This window comes from Kitasatospora paranensis, assembly GCF_039544005.1.
Classification (GTDB): Bacteria; Actinomycetota; Actinomycetes; order Streptomycetales; family Streptomycetaceae; genus Kitasatospora; species Kitasatospora paranensis.
In genome coordinates this window covers 3376936-3392901 of record NZ_BAABKV010000001.1, presented here as the reverse complement: position 1 = coordinate 3392901, position 15966 = coordinate 3376936, and the positions used below count along the sequence as shown (strand labels likewise).

The 15966-nt window shown below is 74.3% G+C and carries 9 protein-coding genes, 1 tRNA gene and 2 pseudogenes; 10 read left to right on the top strand and 2 right to left on the bottom strand.

All coding sequences use genetic code 11. The annotated features are described in order from the left end of the window. Positions 1 to 74: 74 nt before the first annotated feature. The 4 genes and pseudogenes from ABEB13_RS16405 to ABEB13_RS16390 form a co-directional block, all read left to right on the top strand. A pseudogene (locus ABEB13_RS16405) lies at positions 75 to 1231 on the top strand (uroporphyrinogen-III synthase); the annotation flags it as partial. Between the two features lie 157 nt (positions 1232 to 1388). After that, positions 1389 to 3677, top strand: coding sequence for a HelD family protein (locus tag ABEB13_RS16400; RefSeq protein WP_345706105.1), 2289 nt, complete (start codon positions 1389 to 1391; stop codon positions 3675 to 3677). A gap of 382 nt (positions 3678 to 4059) precedes the next feature. Continuing rightward, positions 4060 to 5535, top strand: coding sequence for an NAD-dependent malic enzyme (locus ABEB13_RS16395; RefSeq protein ID WP_345706104.1), 1476 nt, complete (start codon positions 4060 to 4062; stop codon positions 5533 to 5535). A 496-nt stretch (positions 5536 to 6031) separates the two neighbouring features. Further along, positions 6032 to 6313, top strand: a complete 282-nt coding sequence (locus ABEB13_RS16390; RefSeq protein ID WP_030271959.1) for an HU family DNA-binding protein — start codon at positions 6032 to 6034, stop codon at positions 6311 to 6313. A gap of 75 nt (positions 6314 to 6388) precedes the next feature. Here the strand turns inward: ABEB13_RS16390 and murA are convergent, their stop codons facing one another. After that, entirely contained in the window at positions 6389 to 7729 is a 1341-nt protein-coding gene (gene murA, locus ABEB13_RS16385; RefSeq protein WP_100889978.1) for a UDP-N-acetylglucosamine 1-carboxyvinyltransferase, read from the bottom strand. A gap of 320 nt (positions 7730 to 8049) precedes the next feature. Here murA and ABEB13_RS16380 point away from each other — a divergent pair, with 320 nt between their 5' ends. The 6 genes and pseudogenes from ABEB13_RS16380 (at position 8050) to ABEB13_RS16355 (ending at position 15549) form a co-directional block, all read left to right on the top strand. Continuing rightward, complete coding sequence (locus ABEB13_RS16380) at positions 8050 to 8619, top strand: YqgE/AlgH family protein (RefSeq protein ID WP_345706103.1); 570 nt, start codon at positions 8050 to 8052, stop codon at positions 8617 to 8619. 90 nt (positions 8620 to 8709) lie between these two features. Continuing rightward, positions 8710 to 8997 (top strand): DUF3039 domain-containing protein, encoded by a 288-nt coding sequence (locus ABEB13_RS16375; RefSeq protein WP_198524093.1) that lies wholly within the window; start codon positions 8710 to 8712, stop codon positions 8995 to 8997. A gap of 60 nt (positions 8998 to 9057) precedes the next feature. Then, positions 9058 to 10695, top strand: coding sequence for a beta-N-acetylhexosaminidase (locus tag ABEB13_RS16370; protein ID WP_345706102.1), 1638 nt, complete (start codon positions 9058 to 9060; stop codon positions 10693 to 10695). A gap of 331 nt (positions 10696 to 11026) precedes the next feature. Continuing rightward, positions 11027 to 11893, top strand: coding sequence for an FAD binding domain-containing protein (locus ABEB13_RS16365; RefSeq protein WP_345709694.1), 867 nt, complete (start codon positions 11027 to 11029; stop codon positions 11891 to 11893). Continuing rightward, a pseudogene (locus tag ABEB13_RS16360) lies at positions 11776 to 12332 on the top strand ((2Fe-2S)-binding protein); the annotation flags it as partial. The gene ABEB13_RS16365 and the pseudogene ABEB13_RS16360, both read left to right, overlap by 118 nt. Before the next feature lie 949 nt (positions 12333 to 13281). Beyond that, positions 13282 to 15549, top strand: coding sequence for a xanthine dehydrogenase family protein molybdopterin-binding subunit (locus ABEB13_RS16355; RefSeq protein WP_345706101.1), 2268 nt, complete (start codon positions 13282 to 13284; stop codon positions 15547 to 15549). A 119-nt stretch (positions 15550 to 15668) separates the two neighbouring features. Here the strand turns inward: ABEB13_RS16355 and ABEB13_RS16350 are convergent. Next, a tRNA-Cys gene (locus ABEB13_RS16350) sits at positions 15669 to 15743 on the bottom strand. Positions 15744 to 15966 lie beyond the last annotated feature (223 nt).

The window sequence follows — 15966 nt, the reverse complement described above, 5'->3', positions numbered from 1 at the left end:
CGCCGGGATCGCGACAGGACCCCCGGCCCGCCGACAGCCGAGGGGCCGCCGCTCCACGAAGGACGTCTGTGCCCATGGCCGACCTGAGCGCCAGCGCGACCACCCGCCTCGTCCCCCCGCCGGACACGACCCCGCCCCTGGCCGGCTACACCGTCGGCATCACCGCCGCCCGCCGCGCCGACGAACTCGCCGCCCTGCTCCAGCGCCGCGGCGCCACCGTCCTGCGCGCCCCGGCCCTGCGGATCGTCCCGCTGGCCGACGACGCCGACCTGCTCACCGCCACCCGCGGCCTGATCGCCGCCCCGCCGGACATCGCGGTGGCGACCACCGGTATCGGCTTCCGCGGCTGGATCGAGGCCGCCGAGGGCTGGGGCCTGTTCGACGACCTGATCGGCGCGCTCGGCAAGGCCGTGGTGCTCGCCCGCGGCCCGAAGGCCAAGGGGGCGATCCGGGCGGCCGGGCTCCGTGAGGAGTGGTCACCGGAGTCCGAGTCCTCCGTCGAGGTGCTGGAGCGGCTGCTGGAGCAGGGGGTCGACGGCCGCCGGATCGCCGTCCAGCTGCACGGCGCCCCGCTGCGCGACTTCGTCGAGTCGCTCCGCGCGGCCGGCGCCGAGGTGGTCGAGGTGCCGGTCTACCGCTGGCTGCCGCCCGCCGACCTGGCGCCCGTCGACCGCCTCCTCGACGCCTGTTGCAACGGCTCCCTGGACGCCGTCACCTTCACCTCGGCGCCCGCCGCCATCAGCCTGCTGGACCGCGCCGCCGAACGGAACCTCACCGCGGAGCTGCTGCACGCCCTGCGCCGGGACGTCCTGCCGGTCTGCGTCGGGCCGGTCACCGCCGCCCCGCTGGAGGAGCTCGACGTGGCCACCGTCTGGCCCGAGCGGATGCGGCTCGGCGCGATGGTGCAGATCCTCACCGCCCAGCTGCCCGAACGCGCCCGCCGCCTCGCCGTGGCCGGCCACACCCTGGAACTGCGCGGCCAGGCGGCCCTGGTCGACGGCGACCTGCGGCCCGTCCCACCCGCCGGGATGGCCCTGCTGCGCAGCCTCGCCCGCCGTCCCGGCTGGGTGGTGCCCCGGGCCGAGCTGCTGCGCGCCCTGCCCGGCAGCGGCGACGACGAGCACGCCGTCGAGACCGCGATGGCCCGGCTGCGCGCCTCGCTCGGCACCCCCGGCTGATCGCCACCGTGGTCAAGCGCGGCTACCGCCTGTCGGTGGACCCGGTGGCCGACCCGGGGAGAAGTACGGCGACGGCGCCTGATCCGGCGGTCGTCGCGGGGGTCGCGGGCGGCGCGGCAGCGGCGGCGGGTCGGCCCGCCGCCCGGAGGGCCGGCTCAGGGAGTAGGATCTTCCGTCCGCCGGTTCCCCGCGCCGTACCCACCGAGGCCCATGCACACCACACCAGAGACCACCGACTCCGTCCGCGATCGCGAGATCGCCGAGGAGCAACGCCACCTCGACACCGTGTACCGGCGTCTGGGGGAGAAGCTCGCCGAGGCCGAGTACATCCTCGAGGACGCCGCGAAGCGCGTGCAGGTCGGCACTCCCGGCGCGCTCGCCGAGCGGGACGCCCAGGTCTACCGGGCCGGTGCGCACCTGCACCGGCTCAACAGCGAGTTCGAGGACTTCCTGTTCGGCCGGATCGACCTCCAGCAGGCGGATGCCCCGGAGGAGCACGGCATCCCGTCGCAGACCCCGCTGGACGCGGCCGACCCGGCCGTCGCCGAGACCCTGCACATCGGCCGGCTCGGCGTGCTCGACGCCGAGTACGGCCCGCTGGTCATCGACTGGCGGGCGCCGGCCGCGGCGCCGTTCTACCGTTCCACGCCGCTGGAGCCCGGCCGGGTGATCCGGCGCCGGGTGATCCGCTCCCGCGGCCGCCGGGTCATCGGCGTCGAGGACGACCTGCTGCGTCCCGACCTGACCCCCACCCTGGACGGCCGGGAGCTGCCCGTGGTCGGCGACGGGGCCCTGATGGCCTCGCTCGGCCGGGCCCGCAGCCACTCGATGCGCGACATCGTCTCCTCCATCCAGAAGGAGCAGGACGAGGTCATCCGGGCACCCGCCGCGGGCGCCACGCTGGTCACCGGCGGCCCCGGCACCGGCAAGACCGCCGTCGCCCTGCACCGTGCGGCGTTCCTGCTCTACCAGGACCGCCGCCGCTACGCGGGCGGCATCCTGGTGGTCAGCCCCACCCCGCTGCTGGTCTCGTACACCGAGGGCGTGCTGCCCTCGCTGGGCGAGGAGGGCCAGGTGGCGATCCGGGCGGTCGGCAGCCTGGTCGACGGCATCGAGGCGGCCCGCTACGACACGCCGGAGACGGCCCGGGTCAAGGGCTCGGCCAGGATGGTCCACCTGCTGCGGCGGGCCGCCCGGGCCGCACTGGAGCTCGACGCCCCGACCGAGCTGAAGGTCTTCGCCCGCGGTGAGGCCCTGCGGCTGGACGCCGGCCGGGTGAAGGCCGTCCGGGCGGCCGTGATCGGCGGCGGCGGAACCCCGCTCAACCTGCTGCGCCCGCGGGCCCGCAGGCTGCTGCTGGACGCCCTGTGGCAGGAGGCCACCCGGCACCTGCCCAAGCCGGCCAACCACTTCGAGCGCGAGCAGCGCCAGGACGAGCGGGAGGCCTTCGACGAGTACGTCTCGGACGAGGCGGCCTTCCTGGACTTCCTGGACGCCTGGTGGGTCCCGCTGACCCCGCGGCGGGTGCTGGCCACGCTGCGGCACCCGCGGTACATCAACCGGATCGCCCGCCGGGCGGTCACCCCGGAGGAGGCGCGGCTGCTCGCCGCGTCCTGGCGGCACCTGGACGAGCGCGGCGAGGGCGGCCTGTCGGCGCACGACGTGGCGCTCGCGGACGAGCTGCAGGTGCTGCTCGGCCTGCCGGCCCGGCCGAAGGCGCGCGAGGTGGACGCCGTCGACCTGCTGTCCGGCCTGGACGAGGTCACGACCTACGCCGACCGGATGTCCCGGCAGCGCGAGCGCGAGCCGGTGGAGCGCACCGAGTACGCGCACGTGATCGTGGACGAGGCGCAGGACCTCACCCCGATGCAGTGGCGGATGATCGGCCGGCGGGCCCGGATGGCGACCTGGACGATCGTCGGCGATCCGGCGCAGTCCTCGTGGCCGTTCCCGGCCGAGGCGCAGGCCGCGCTGGACGAGGTGCTGTCCGGCAAGCCGCGGCGCCGCTACACGCTGACCGTGAACTACCGGAACCCGGCCGAGATCGCCGAGGTGGCGGCGAAGGTGCTGGCGATCGCGGCGCCGGGCACGCCGTCGCCGAGCGCGGTGCGCTCGACCGGCGTGGTGCCGCGGTTCGCGGCCGTCCGGGAGGGCGGCGCGGAGGCGTTCGGCCGGGCCGCCCGGGCGGAGCTGGAGCACCTCCTCGGGGAGGTGGACGGCACCGTCGCGGTGGTCGTGCCGATGGACCGCCGGGCGGAGGCCGCGGGCTGGGCCCAGGGCCTGGGCGAGCGCGTGGTGGCGCTCGGCAGCCTGGAGGCCAAGGGCCTGGAGTACGACGCCACGGTGGTCGCCGACCCCACCGGCATCGCCGGGGAGTCCGAGGCGGGCCTGCGGGTGCTGTACGTGGCCCTGACCCGCGCCACCCAGCGGCTGACCGTGCTCTCGGGCCCGGACGACCTGCCGGACGCCGCGGGTGTGCCCGCCCTGCTGCACGGCTGAGGCCGGCGACGGAGACGACGAAGGCCCCCACCTGCCGGTGGGGGCCTTCTCGGGCTGACGACGCCGACCCGCCATGCTCGCCTCGCGGCAAGTGGTCGCTCGAAGCGACGAAGGTTGGGCCCGGGGGCTTGGATCGGGCCGACGTCCCGTCCAATGTAACGCATCCCGACCGGGAGCCAAGGGGGCGCAGGCAGTTTTCCGGAGGACGACACAGGCGGCCGGAGTCCCTTTTGTGGGTTCTGCACACTCAATGAACTTTATTTCTGGCCGGGCGCTGGTAGGTGCGACGATCGAGGTCTAGCATGCGCAGGGCGCGCCAATCAACAAACTGTTGAAGTGCGGCCCGGAGATCCCTCAAGCAGCGGACGGAAGAAGGACGTCGATGGCGACGGTGCCCAGTGTCTCCAACTCGATCACGGTGCGGCTGGAGGTCCCCGCCCGGGGCAACGCCGTCAGCGCGATCACCACGGCCGTGGAGTCCTCCGGCGGATCGGTCACCGGCCTCGACGTGACGGCCTCCGGACTCGAGTCGCTGCGCATCGACGTGACCGTCGCCGCGTCCTCGGTCGCGCACGGCGAGGAGATCGTCGACAAGCTCCGGACGATCGACGGCGTGAGCATCGGCAAGGTCTCCGACCGCACCTTCCTGATGCACCTCGGCGGCAAGATCGAGATGTCCTCGAAGCTGCCGATCCGCAACCGCGACGACCTGTCGATGATCTACACCCCGGGTGTCGCCCGGGTCTGCATGGCGATCGCCGAGAACCCCGAGGACGCCCGCCGCCTCACCATCAAGCGCAACAGCGTCGCCGTGGTCACCGACGGCTCCGCGGTACTGGGCCTGGGCAACATCGGCCCGCAGGCGGCGCTGCCGGTCATGGAGGGCAAGGCCGCCCTGTTCAAGCGCTTCGCGGGCATCGACGCGTGGCCGATCTGCCTGGACACCCAGGACGCCGACGAGATCGTCGCGATCGTGAAGGCCATCGCGCCCGGCTTCGCCGGCATCAACCTGGAGGACATCTCGGCGCCGCGCTGCTTCGAGATCGAGGCCCGGCTGCGCGAGGCCCTGGACATCCCGGTCTTCCACGACGACCAGCACGGCACCGCGATCGTGGTGCTGGCGGCGCTCACCAACGCGCTGAAGGTCGTCGGCAAGGACATCTCCCGGATCCGCGTGGTGATGTCCGGCGCCGGCGCCGCGGGTACCGCCATCCTCAAGCTGCTGATGGCGGCCGGCGTCGTGCACGCCACCGTCGCCGACGTGCACGGCGTGGTCCACGAGGGCCGTGAGGACCTCACCGAGAGCCTGCGCTGGATCGCCGAGCACACCAACCGCTCGGGCCGCACCGGCACCCTCAAGGAGGCCGTGGCCGACGCCGACGTCTTCATCGGCGTCTCGGCCCCGAACGTGCTGGACGGCGACGACCTGGCCACCATGGCCGAGGACGCGGTCGTCTTCGCGCTGGCCAACCCCGACCCGGAGGTCGACCCGGCGATCGCCCGGCAGACCGCCGCGGTGGTCGCCACCGGCCGCAGCGACTTCCCGAACCAGATCAACAACGTGCTGGTCTTCCCGGGCGTCTTCCGCGGCCTGCTGGACGCCCAGAGCCGGACGGTCGACACCGAGATGATGCTCGCCGCGGCCCGCGCCCTGGCCACCACCGTCGCGGACGACCAGCTCAACGCCAACTACATCATCCCCAGCGTGTTCCACCCGGACGTCGCCAAGACCGTCGCCGCGGCCGTCCGGGACGCCGCGGTGGCCGCCCGGGGAGGCCAGGAGCAGGCGCCGTCCCGTCCCACGCCGGGGATCGTCGGCACCCTCGACACCGGTACCTTCCCGCTCGCCGGTCTGTAGACCGCTCCGGGGTGTCCCCGGAGTGTCGTTCTTGCCCGATCGGGTGTGCGATCGGCCCGCCGGCCGCCGGACGCGCCCCTTCCCCTTGCGACACAAGGGGAAGGGGCGTGTTTGGGCTTGTCGGTGCCAGGGCGTACGGTAGCCCTGCACGGGGGCGGCGTGTCCGACAAGTACGGAACGTCCCACCCGCGCTTTCGGCGTGTCGTCCCGGCGCCGACCGCACCGGTGCGCCGGAGCCGACGGAGCGTCACACCTCCGCCGGGCGGGTCGGATCCGGGCCGGTGTCGCCGGAGGCCGATTGGCTTTCTCAGTGCCGGTCGGGGCAGGATTCGTACCCGGGCGGGCATTTTGCGGCGCTTCGGGGGCCGATGCCGACCCCTGACCACCCCTCGCCTGAACGAGCACCAGTGTGCGGACCAGCGGCCCGTCCGGGTTCCCCGGAGGGGGCGACCGAGGGGCCCCTGCACACCGCAAGCAACAGACCACAGGAGTACACATGAACCGCAGTGAGCTGGTGGCCGCGCTGGCCGAGCGCGCCGAGGTCACCCGCAAGGACGCCGACGCGGTGCTTGCCGCCTTCGCCGAGGTCGTCGGTGAGGTCGTCGCCAAGGGTGACGAGAAGGTCACCATCCCCGGCTTCCTGACCTTCGAGCGCACCCACCGTGCCGCTCGTACCGCGCGCAACCCGCAGACCGGCGACCCGATCCAGATCCCGGCCGGCTACAGCGCCAAGGTCAGCGCCGGTTCCAAGCTCAAGGAAGCCGCCAAGGGCGCCTGAGCCGCTTAGCAGCCGCTACGACGACGGCCGGCCTCCCCCGACGGGGAGGCCGGCCGTCGCGCGTCCGGAGGCCGCTCAGACCTTGGCGAGCTCCGGGCTGGGCAGCTCGATGTGCGCGCCGAGGTCACGCAGCTTGGACATGAAGTTCTCGTAGCCGCGGTTGATCAGGTCGATGCCGTGCACGGTGGACGTGCCCTCGGCGGCCAGGGCCGCGATCAGGTACGAGAAACCGCCCCGCAGGTCCGGGATGATCAGCTCGGAGCCGATCAGCTTGGACGGGCCGGAGACCACTGCGGAGTGCTTGAAGTTGCGGGCCCCGAAGCGGCAGGGGGTGCCGCCCAGGCACTCGCGGTACAGCTGGATGTGGGCACCCATCTGGTTCAGCGCGCCGGTGAAGCCGAGCCGCGACTCGTAGACCGTCTCGTGCACGATGGACAGGCCGTTGGCCTGGGTCAGCGCCACGACCAGCGGCTGCTGCCAGTCGGTCTGGAAGCCGGGGTGCACGTCCGTCTCCAGGGCGATCGCCTTGAGCTCGCCGCCCGGGTGCCAAAAGCGGATGCCCTCGTCGTCCACCTCGAAGGCGCCGCCGACCTTCCGGAAGGTGTTGAGGAAGGTCATCATCTCCAGCTGGTGGGCGCCACGGACGTAGATGTCGCCCTTGGTGGCCAGCGCCGCGCAGGCCCACGAGGCCGCCTCCAGGCGGTCCGGCAGGGCGCGGTGGTTGTAGCCGCCCAGCTCGTCCACACCGGTGATCAGGATGGTGCGGTCGGTGCCCATCGAGATGATCGCGCCCATCTTCTGCAGGATGCAGATCAGGTCGACGATCTCCGGCTCGACGGCCGCGTTGCGCAGCTCGGTGACGCCCTCGGCCAGGACGGCGGTGAGCAGGACCTGCTCGGTGGCGCCGACCGACGGGTAGGGCAGCTCGATCTTGGTGCCGTGCAGGCGCTGCGGGGCGACCAGGTAGGTGCCCTGCGGGTGCTTCTCGATGCTCGCGCCGAACTGGCGGAGCACCTCGAAGTGGAAGTCGACCGGCCGGCCGCCGATGTCGCAGCCGCCCAGGCCCGGGATGAAGGCGTGGCCGAGCCGGTGCAGCAGCGGGCCGCAGAACAGGATCGGGATCCGCGAGGAACCCGCGTGGGCGTCGATGTCGGCGACGTTGGCGCTCTCGACGTGCGAGGGGTCGAGGATCAGCTCGCCGTCCTCGTCGCCGGTGCGGACGGTGACGCCGTGCAGCTGGAGCAGCCCGCGGACGACCTTCACGTCACGGATGTCCGGGACGTTGCGCAGTCTGCTCGGCCCCTGGCCGAGCAGGGCGGCAACCATGGCCTTGGGGACCAGGTTCTTGGCACCGCGGATCTGGATCTCGCCTTCGAGCGGGTTACCGCCGTGAACCAGCAGGACGTCGTCGGTCATCGTTCTCGCAATCCGGGTGTGCGCAGGGGGTGGTCGACTGCAAGGGGCGCAGGGGGAAACACGAGTGGAAGGACCTTTCACCACCGGCGAAAGTCCTTCCACCATCCATAGATGGTAGAGGGTGGGCGATTGGTTCCCGTGTGCCCTATTGGTGATCATGCTCCGGCGGGCCCGCGCGGGGCCCTCCGGAGGGCCCCGGGTACGGCCGTTCGGGTGGCCCGGGGGCCCGGTGACCAGGGGTGCGGCGCCCCGCCGCCGGCCGGTCGGGGAGGTTTCGTGTTGGTTGCCCGTACCGGCGCGTACTGCGGGATCATGTGCACATGACCGCGGCCCTCTCCCACACCGGCCGGCTGCTCGTCGCGACGCCGCTGCTCACCGATCCGAACTTCGCCCGGGCGGTGGTGCTGCTGCTGGACCACGACGCGCAGGGGGCGCTCGGTGTGGTGCTGAACCGGCCCACGCCGGTCGAGGTGGCCAGTGTGCTGGACGGCTGGGCCGATCTCACCGGGCAGCCGCCGGTGGTCTTCCAGGGCGGCCCGGTGGCCCTCGACTCGGCCCTGGCGATCGCGGTGGTGCCCGGCGAGCCCGGCCACGGCGAGCCGATGGGCTGGCGGCGGGTGCACGGCGCGATCGGCCTGGTGGACCTGGAGGCGCCGCCCGAGGTGCTGGCCGGTGCGCTCGGCGCGCTGCGGGTCTTCGCCGGGTACGCCGGCTGGTCGCCCGGTCAGCTGGAGGCCGAGCTGGGGGAGGGGGCCTGGCACCTGGTCGACTGCGAGCCCGGCGACGTCTCCGACCCCGAGCCCGAGCGGCTGTGGCGGTCGGTGCTGCGCCGCCAGCGCGGGCCGCTCGCGATGCTGACCACCTACCCGGAGGACCCGTCGCTCAACTGAGGCCCGCCCGACCGGTGTGCGCGACGCCGCACGGGCCGCCGGGCCCGCGTACTGGCCCGGTCCGGAGCGGCCGCCATAGACTTGGCACCCATGAGCACTCTTGAGCCCGAGCGCGGACTCGGCACCGGCACCCTGGTCGAGCCCGTTCCCCAGGTGTCCCACGGGGACGGCGACCACGAGCGCTTCGCGCACTACGTGCAGCGGGACAAGATCATGGAGAGCGCCCTCTCGGGGTCTCCGGTGGTCGCGCTGTGCGGCAAGGTCTGGGTCCCGGGCCGCGACCCGAAGAAGTACCCGGTCTGCCCGATGTGCAAGGAGATCTTCGAGGGTCTCGGCCAGGGCGGCGACGGGGACGGCAAGGGCGGCGACCAGTCGTGACCGCGGGCTCCGCCCGCATTGGTCTATGCCAATGCGGGTGGAGCGGGGCAGGATGGCCGCATGGATCTCATCCCCGCCCCGAGGCGTGTCCACCGCTTCGAGACCGACACCCACGCGTGGAGCTACCGGCTGCGGCCGGAGAGCCGGATCACCGCCGCCCAGGGCGCGCAGGGCGTCGCCCGATGGCTGCGGGCCGAGCTGTCCGCCGCCACCGGTTTCCCCTTCGACGCGCGCTCCCCGGAGGACCGCCGCGGCGGCGAGGCCCTCGACATCCACCTGGAGTTCGACCCCGAGCTGCGCGCGACGCACGGCCGTGAGGCGTACCGCCTCGACGTGCACGAGTACGGCGCCCACCTGCGCGGGGGCGGCCGGGCCGGCCTGTTCTACGCCGCGCAGACCTTCCGGCAGCTGTTCGGGCCGCAGGTCCACCGCCGGGCACCGCTGCCCGGCGCCGAGTGGGCGGCGCCCTCGGTGACCATCGAGGACGCCCCGCGGTTCGGCTGGCGCGGTGTGCTGCTCGACGTCGCCCGGCACTTCCTGCCCAAGGCCGACGTGCTGCGCTTCCTCGACCTGATGGCCGTCCACAAGCTCAACGTGCTGCACCTGCACCTGACCGACGACCAGGGCTGGCGGATCGAGATCGACCGCTACCCGCGGCTCACCGGGGTCGGCGCCTGGCGGGAGCGGTCCATGGTCGGATTCCGCGCCGCCGACCGCCGCGACGACCGCCCGCACGGCGGCTTCTACAGCAAGGACGACCTGCGCGAGATCGTCGCGTACGCCGCCGAGCGGCACATCACCGTCGTCCCCGAGATCGACCTGCCCGGTCACTCGCGGGCCGCCGTCGCGGCCTACCCCGAACTCGGCAACACCGACGTGGTGGACACCTCGGCGCTCGGCGTGTGGACGGACTGGGGCGTCGACCCCCATGTGCTCAACGTGTCCGACGCCACCCTGCGGTTCTTCGAGAACGTGCTGGCGGAGGTGCTGGAGGTCTTCCCGTCCGAGTTCGTCCACCTCGGCGGCGACGAGTGCCCCAAGGAGCAGTGGAAGGCCAGCCCCGCCGCCCAGGCCCGGATCGCGGAGCTCGGCCTCGCCGGCGAGGACGAGCTGCAGAGCTGGTTCATCCGCCACTTCGACCGCTGGCTCGCCGAGCGCGGCCGCCGGCTGATCGGCTGGGACGAGATCCTCGAAGGCGGCCTCGCCCCCGGTGCCGCGGTGTCCTCCTGGCGCGGCTACGAGGGCGGCATCGCCGCGGCGAAGGCCGGGCACGACGTGGTGATGTGCCCCGAGCAGCACGTCTACCTGGACCACCGGCAGGCACCCGGCGACGACGAGCCGATCCCCGTCGGGTACGTGCGCACCCTGGAGGACGTCTACCGCTTCGAGCCCGTCCCGCCGGAGCTGGACGACGCGGCCGCCGCGCACGTCCTCGGGACCCAGGCCAACCTGTGGACGGAGTTCATGACCGGCGCCCGGGACATCGACTACCGGGCCTTCCCGCGGCTGGCGGCCTTCGCTGAGGTGGCCTGGTCCGACCTGCCCCGCGACCCGGCCGAGCGCCCGTACGAGGACTTCGAGCGGCGGATGGCCACCCACTACCGGCGCCTGGACGCGCTCGGCGTGGAGTACCGCCCGCCGGGCGGCCCGCACCCCTGGCAGCGCCGGCCCGGCGTGCTGGGGCGGCCGATCGACTGACCCGGCGGCCGCCTCCGGCCCGGTGGCCGCGGCCACCGGGCCGGAAGGGCGCGCGTCGCCGGACGTCAACATCGGGTGAACATCCGAACCGAACGGTTCCGGATCGGGCGGTCGCGTGGCCTGATTAGTCCGGTATGCCGTTCGATCGCCCACCACCCGGCAGGTGATCACCCAGGATTGTGTGCCAGAGTTGCCCAACCCGGTCCGATCGCCCGTACCCTACGGGCCAGGCCGCAGTCCCCGGCGGGGGCACCGCGGCCGGCGGCGGGCCCGGTGCGGGGCAGTCGATGAGCAAGTGGAGCACGGTGGAATCCTGGTGAACCGGACGATCATGCTGCCGGCCTCGGTCGACGAGGCCGTCGAAGCGCTGGCCGAGACCCCGGGCGCCGTCCCGGTGGCCGGCGCCACCGACCTGATGGAGGCGGTCAACGCCGGGCGGCTGAGGCCCGCCGCCCTGATCGGCCTCGGCCGGATCACCGAGCTGCGCGGCTGGCGCTACGAGGACGGCGGCACCGCCGTCCTGGGCGCCGGGCTCACCCACGCCCGGATGGACCGCCCCGACTTCGCCGCGCTCATCCCCGCCCTCGCCGACGCCGCCCGCACGGCCGGCCCGCCGCAGATCCGCAACGTGGGCACGCTCGGCGGCAACATCGCCACCGCCGCCCCGGCGGGCGACACCCTCCCCGTGCTCGCCGCCCTGGAGGCGACGGCCACCCTGGCCCGGGCCGGAGCCGTCCGCGACGTCCCGGTCAGCCACCTGCTGACCGGCCTCGACCCGATCCGGCCCGGTGAGCTGCTCACCTGGGTCCGCGTCCCGCTGCTGCACGCCCCGCAGGTGTTCCTCAAGGCCGGCGGCCGCAGTGGCCCGTCCCGCGGCGCCGCATCGGTGGCCATCGTCCTCGACCCGGCCCGCCGGGGCGTGCGCTGCGCCGTGGGCGCCGTCGCCCCCGTCCCGCTGCGGCCGCTGGAGGCCGAGGCCTGGATCGCCGGCTGCATCGACTGGGACGCCCGCGGCGAGGAGGGTGCGCAGGCCGTCGACCCCGCGGCGCTCGCCGCCTTCGGCGAGTACGTGGCCGGCGCGTGCGTCCCCGACGCCGCGCTGGACGGCGCCCCCGAGGGGGCGGCCACCACTCTCGTGCGCCAGCGGCGTACCGTGGCGGTGCTGGCCCGTCGGGCACTGGGAAGGGCGCTGAAGTGACGACAGACCCCATCGACCCCGGCCACGCGCCCGACCTGCTCGGCGACGTGCGGCCCTGCGCCTCGTACACGCTGCGGGTCAACGGCTTCGAGCGGCCCGTCAACGATGCCTGGATCGGCGAGAGCCTGCTCTACGTCCTCCGTGAGCGGCTCGGTCTGGCCGGCGCCAAGGACGGCTGCGAGCAGGGCGAGTGCGGTGCCTGCTCGGTGCAGGTCGACGGCCAGCTGGTGGCCGGCTGCCTGGTGCCCGCCGCGCTCGCCGCCGACAGCGAGATCGCCACCGTCGAGGGCCTCTCCGGCGCCGGCGCCGCCAGCGACGTCCAGCAGGCCCTGGCCGAGTCCGGGGCCGTCCAGTGCGGCTACTGCACCCCGGCCTCGCCATGGCCGTGCACGACCTGCTGCAGCGCAACCACCGGCCCAGCGACGTCGAGGCGCGCCAGGCGCTCTGCGGCAACCTCTGCCGCTGCACCGGCTACCGCGGCGTGCTCGCCGCGGTGCAGACGGTCGCCCAGGCACGCGAGGCGGAGCTGGAGGCCGAGCTCGCGGCCGCGGCCGAGCAGGCCGAGGCCGCCGCCGCGGCGGGCGCCGGCACCGGCCCGGACACCGAGCAGCCCGCCGCCGAGCAGCCCGCCCCGGTCGGCCGACAGTCCGCCACCGACCTCCCGCTCGCCGGCGAGCTGCCGCTGTACGCCGACTCCGAGCTCTGGGTCGAGGCCGACCAGTACGCCGCGGCGCACCCCGCCCCGGCCGCGCCCGAAGGCCCCACCGGCCCCGGCGCCACCCACCAGGGCGGCGTGTACGAGCCCGGCTACTACCAGCCCTCCGGGCAGCAGACCGGTGAGCACCCCGCGCCGTACATCCCGGCGCAGGGCAGCCCCTTCGACGGCGGCCAGCACGACACCGGCGGCCACCACGACACCGGCGCCCACCCGGCGGGCGGCTACGACCCGACCCCGTACGACACCGGCCTGTACGAGGCGACGCCGGCGCACGGCACCGCCCACGACGGCCCGCCGCACGACACCACCCCCGCCCACGGCACGCCGTACATCCCGACGCCGGCGCACGGCACCGCCCACGACGGCGGGTACACGCCCACCCCGCCGCACGGCACCCCGGTGTACGAGGCGGCGGCGCCCTACGCCGGCTACGAGGCCGCCGGGTACGGCACCCCCGGCTACGGCGTCCCCGGGTACGACGGCACCCAGCCGTACGACCCCGCCCACGCCACCCCGGCGCACGGCTACCACGGCACACCCGGGTACGACGGCACGCCCGGGTACGACGGCACCGTCTACGACGGCACCGTCTACGACGGCACCACCCCCGCCCACGGCATCCTCATCCAGCCTTCGGCCGGGGGAGCACCATTCCCGAGGACGAGAACGCATGACCGCGCCCACCGACGCACCGGCCGCCGGCGCGGAACCGTTCGGCCTCGGCAGCTCCCCGCTGCGCACCGACGCCCTCCCCAAGGCGCTCGGCATCTTCCCGTACGCGGCCGACCTGTGGGCGGAAGGGCTGCTGTGGGGCGCACTGCTGCGCTCCCCGCACGCGCACGCCCGGATCGCCTCGGTCGACACCTCGGCCGCCCTCGCGCTGCCCGGCGTGCACGCCGTCGTCACCGCCGCCGACCTGGCCTCCTGCCCGCCCGCGGGCGACCGCCCGGTGCTCGCCGCCGACGTCGTCCGCCACCACGGCGAGCCGATCGCCGCCGTCGCCGCCGAGACCCCGGACACCGCCCGCCTCGCCGCCTCGCTGATCGTCGTCGAGTACGAGCCGCTGGAGGCCGTCACCGACCCCGAGGCCGCGTTCAACGCCCCGCCGCTGCACCCCGACGGCAACCTCCTGCGGCACCTCCCGCTGCGCACCGGCGACCCGGAGGCCGTCGGCGAGATCGTGGTCGAGGGCCTGTACCAGGTCGGCCGTCAGGACCCCGCGCCGATCGGGGCCGAGGCCGGCCTCGCGGTGCCCCGCCCCGACGGCGGCGTCGAGCTCCACCTGTCCACCACCGACCCGCACGGCGACCGCGACCGCGCCGCCGCCTGCCTCGGCCTCGACCCGGACCGGGTGCGCACCGTCGTCACCGGCGTCCCCGGCGCCGTCTCCGACCGCGAGGCGCTCGGCTTCCAGGTCGTCCTCGCCCTGCTCGCCCTGCGCACCGGACGCCCGGTGAAGATGACCCTCACCCGCGAGGAGTCCTTCCACACCCACACCTCCCGGCACCCCGCGCTGCTCCGCTACCGCCACCACGCCGACGCCGAGGGCCGGCTGGTCAAGGTTGAGGCGCAGGTCCTGCTCGACGGCGGCGCCTACGCCGACGTCTCCGCCGAGGCGCTGGCCGCGGCGACCGCCTTCGCGGTCGGCCCCTACACCTGCCCCAACGTGTTCGTCGACGCGTGGGCGGTGCGCACCAACAACCCGCCAGCCGGGCGGATGCGCGGCGAGGGCGCCCTGCAGACCTGCTTCGCCTACGAGTCCCAGCTCGACCAGCTCGCCAAGCAGGTCGGGGTGGAACCGCTGGAGATCCGCCGCCGCAACGCGATGGCGACCGGCGACGCGCTGCCCACCGGCCAGGCGGTCACCTGCCCGGCACCGGTGGCCGCGCTGCTCGACGCCGTGACCGAGCTGCCGCTGCCGGCGCTGCCGGTGGACGACCCGGAGGGCGACTGGATGCTGCCGGGCGGGCCGGGCGGCGCGGGTGAGCCGTCCGCCGTCCGCCGCGGCATCGGCTACGCCGTCGGGATGGTCCACATGCTCGGCGCCGAGGGCGAGGACGAGATCTCCACCGCGACCGTGCGGGTCAGCGGCGACCACGCCACCGTGATCTGCGCCGCGGTCGACGCCGGCCAGGGCTTCGCCACCCTCGCCCGGCAGATCGTGCAGAGCGTCCTCGGGGTCTCCGAGGTGTACGTGGCCCCGGCCGACTCCGACCAGTCGCCGGCCGGGCCGTCCGCCCGCGGCCGGCACACCTGGGTGTCCGGCGGTGCGATCGAGCGGGCCGCGCTGATGGTCCGCCACCAGCTGCTGCAGCCGATCGCGGCGAACTTCGGCATGTCGGTGGAGCTGCTCTCGATCGCCGACGGCAAGATCACTTCCTACGACGGCGTGCTCGGCATGCCGGTCGCCGAGGCGCTGGAGGGCAAGGAGCTCTGGGCGACCGCCCAGTGCCGTCCGCATCCCACCGAGCCGCTGGACGAGAACGGGCACGGCGACGCGTTCGTCTCGATCGCGTTCTGCGCGATGCGGGCCGTGGTGGACGTGGACATCGAACTCGGCGCCGTCCGGGTGGTCGACGTGACCGTCGCCCAGGACGTCGGCCGGGCCCTGAACCCCCGCCAGATCGAGGACCGCATCGAGGGCGCCGTCGCCCAGGGCGTCGGCCTCGCCCTGCTGGAGGACCTGCGCACCGAGGGCGGCCGCCCGGTCAACCCCTCGCTCACCGGCTACCGGCTGCCGACCGCGCTGGACACCCCGGAGATCCGGATCGCCGCCCTGGTCGAGGAGCGCGACGTGGTCGCCACCTTCGGTGCCAAGGCGGTCAGCGCCGCCCCGGCCGTGGTCGCCCCGGCGGCCGTCGCCGCGGCCGTCCGGGCCGCCACCGGTCTGCCGGTCGGCCGGCTGCCGATCCTCCCCGAGGACGCCATCGTCGTCTGACGGCGCGGCCGTCCGCCGCGCGCCGGAACTCCCCCGGGAATTCCGGCGCGCGGCCCCGTCTGGATTTCCGGGAATGCCGAATTCCCGGGCGGTGGAATTCGCCGTCCGGGAATGCGGAGTGGAGGCCGTGGCGGGAATTGAACCCGCGTGCACCGATTTGCAGTCGGTTCCCTGGGCCACTCGGGCACACGGCCAGGGGTCGGCGGGGCCCGTCAACAGGGGCCTGCCGGGAGGGGAGGGTGGTGCGCGCTCAGGCGCAGCGACAGCGCGGACAAAAGGTGGCACAGGTGCGGGGCGCGATGATCGCCGCCGTCTTCCTGTTCATGGCCGACCCCTGTCGTCGTGTTCCGTTGCGCTGGTGAATTCATCTTACGGGGTGCGCTGCGGTGCGCGTCAATATCCGAATATGAATTCCGT

Bases quoted from the DNA above. Each gene is read 5' to 3' on its own strand.
- ABEB13_RS16370 (WP_345706102.1), top strand. From the start codon at position 9,058: ATGGATCTCATCCCCGCCCCGAGGCGTGTCCACCGCTTCGAGACCGAC.
- ABEB13_RS16365 (WP_345709694.1), top strand. From the start codon at position 11,027: ATGCTGCCGGCCTCGGTCGACGAGGCCGTCGAAGCGCTGGCCGAGACC.
- ABEB13_RS16375 (WP_198524093.1), top strand. From the start codon at position 8,710: ATGAGCACTCTTGAGCCCGAGCGCGGACTCGGCACCGGCACCCTGGTC.
- ABEB13_RS16400 (WP_345706105.1), top strand. From the start codon at position 1,389: ATGCACACCACACCAGAGACCACCGACTCCGTCCGCGATCGCGAGATC.
- ABEB13_RS16380 (WP_345706103.1), top strand. From the start codon at position 8,050: ATGACCGCGGCCCTCTCCCACACCGGCCGGCTGCTCGTCGCGACGCCG.
- murA (WP_100889978.1), bottom strand. From the start codon at position 7,729: ATGACCGACGACGTCCTGCTGGTTCACGGCGGTAACCCGCTCGAAGGC.
- ABEB13_RS16390 (WP_030271959.1), top strand. From the start codon at position 6,032: ATGAACCGCAGTGAGCTGGTGGCCGCGCTGGCCGAGCGCGCCGAGGTC.
- ABEB13_RS16355 (WP_345706101.1), top strand. From the start codon at position 13,282: ATGACCGCGCCCACCGACGCACCGGCCGCCGGCGCGGAACCGTTCGGC.
- ABEB13_RS16395 (WP_345706104.1), top strand. From the start codon at position 4,060: ATGGCGACGGTGCCCAGTGTCTCCAACTCGATCACGGTGCGGCTGGAG.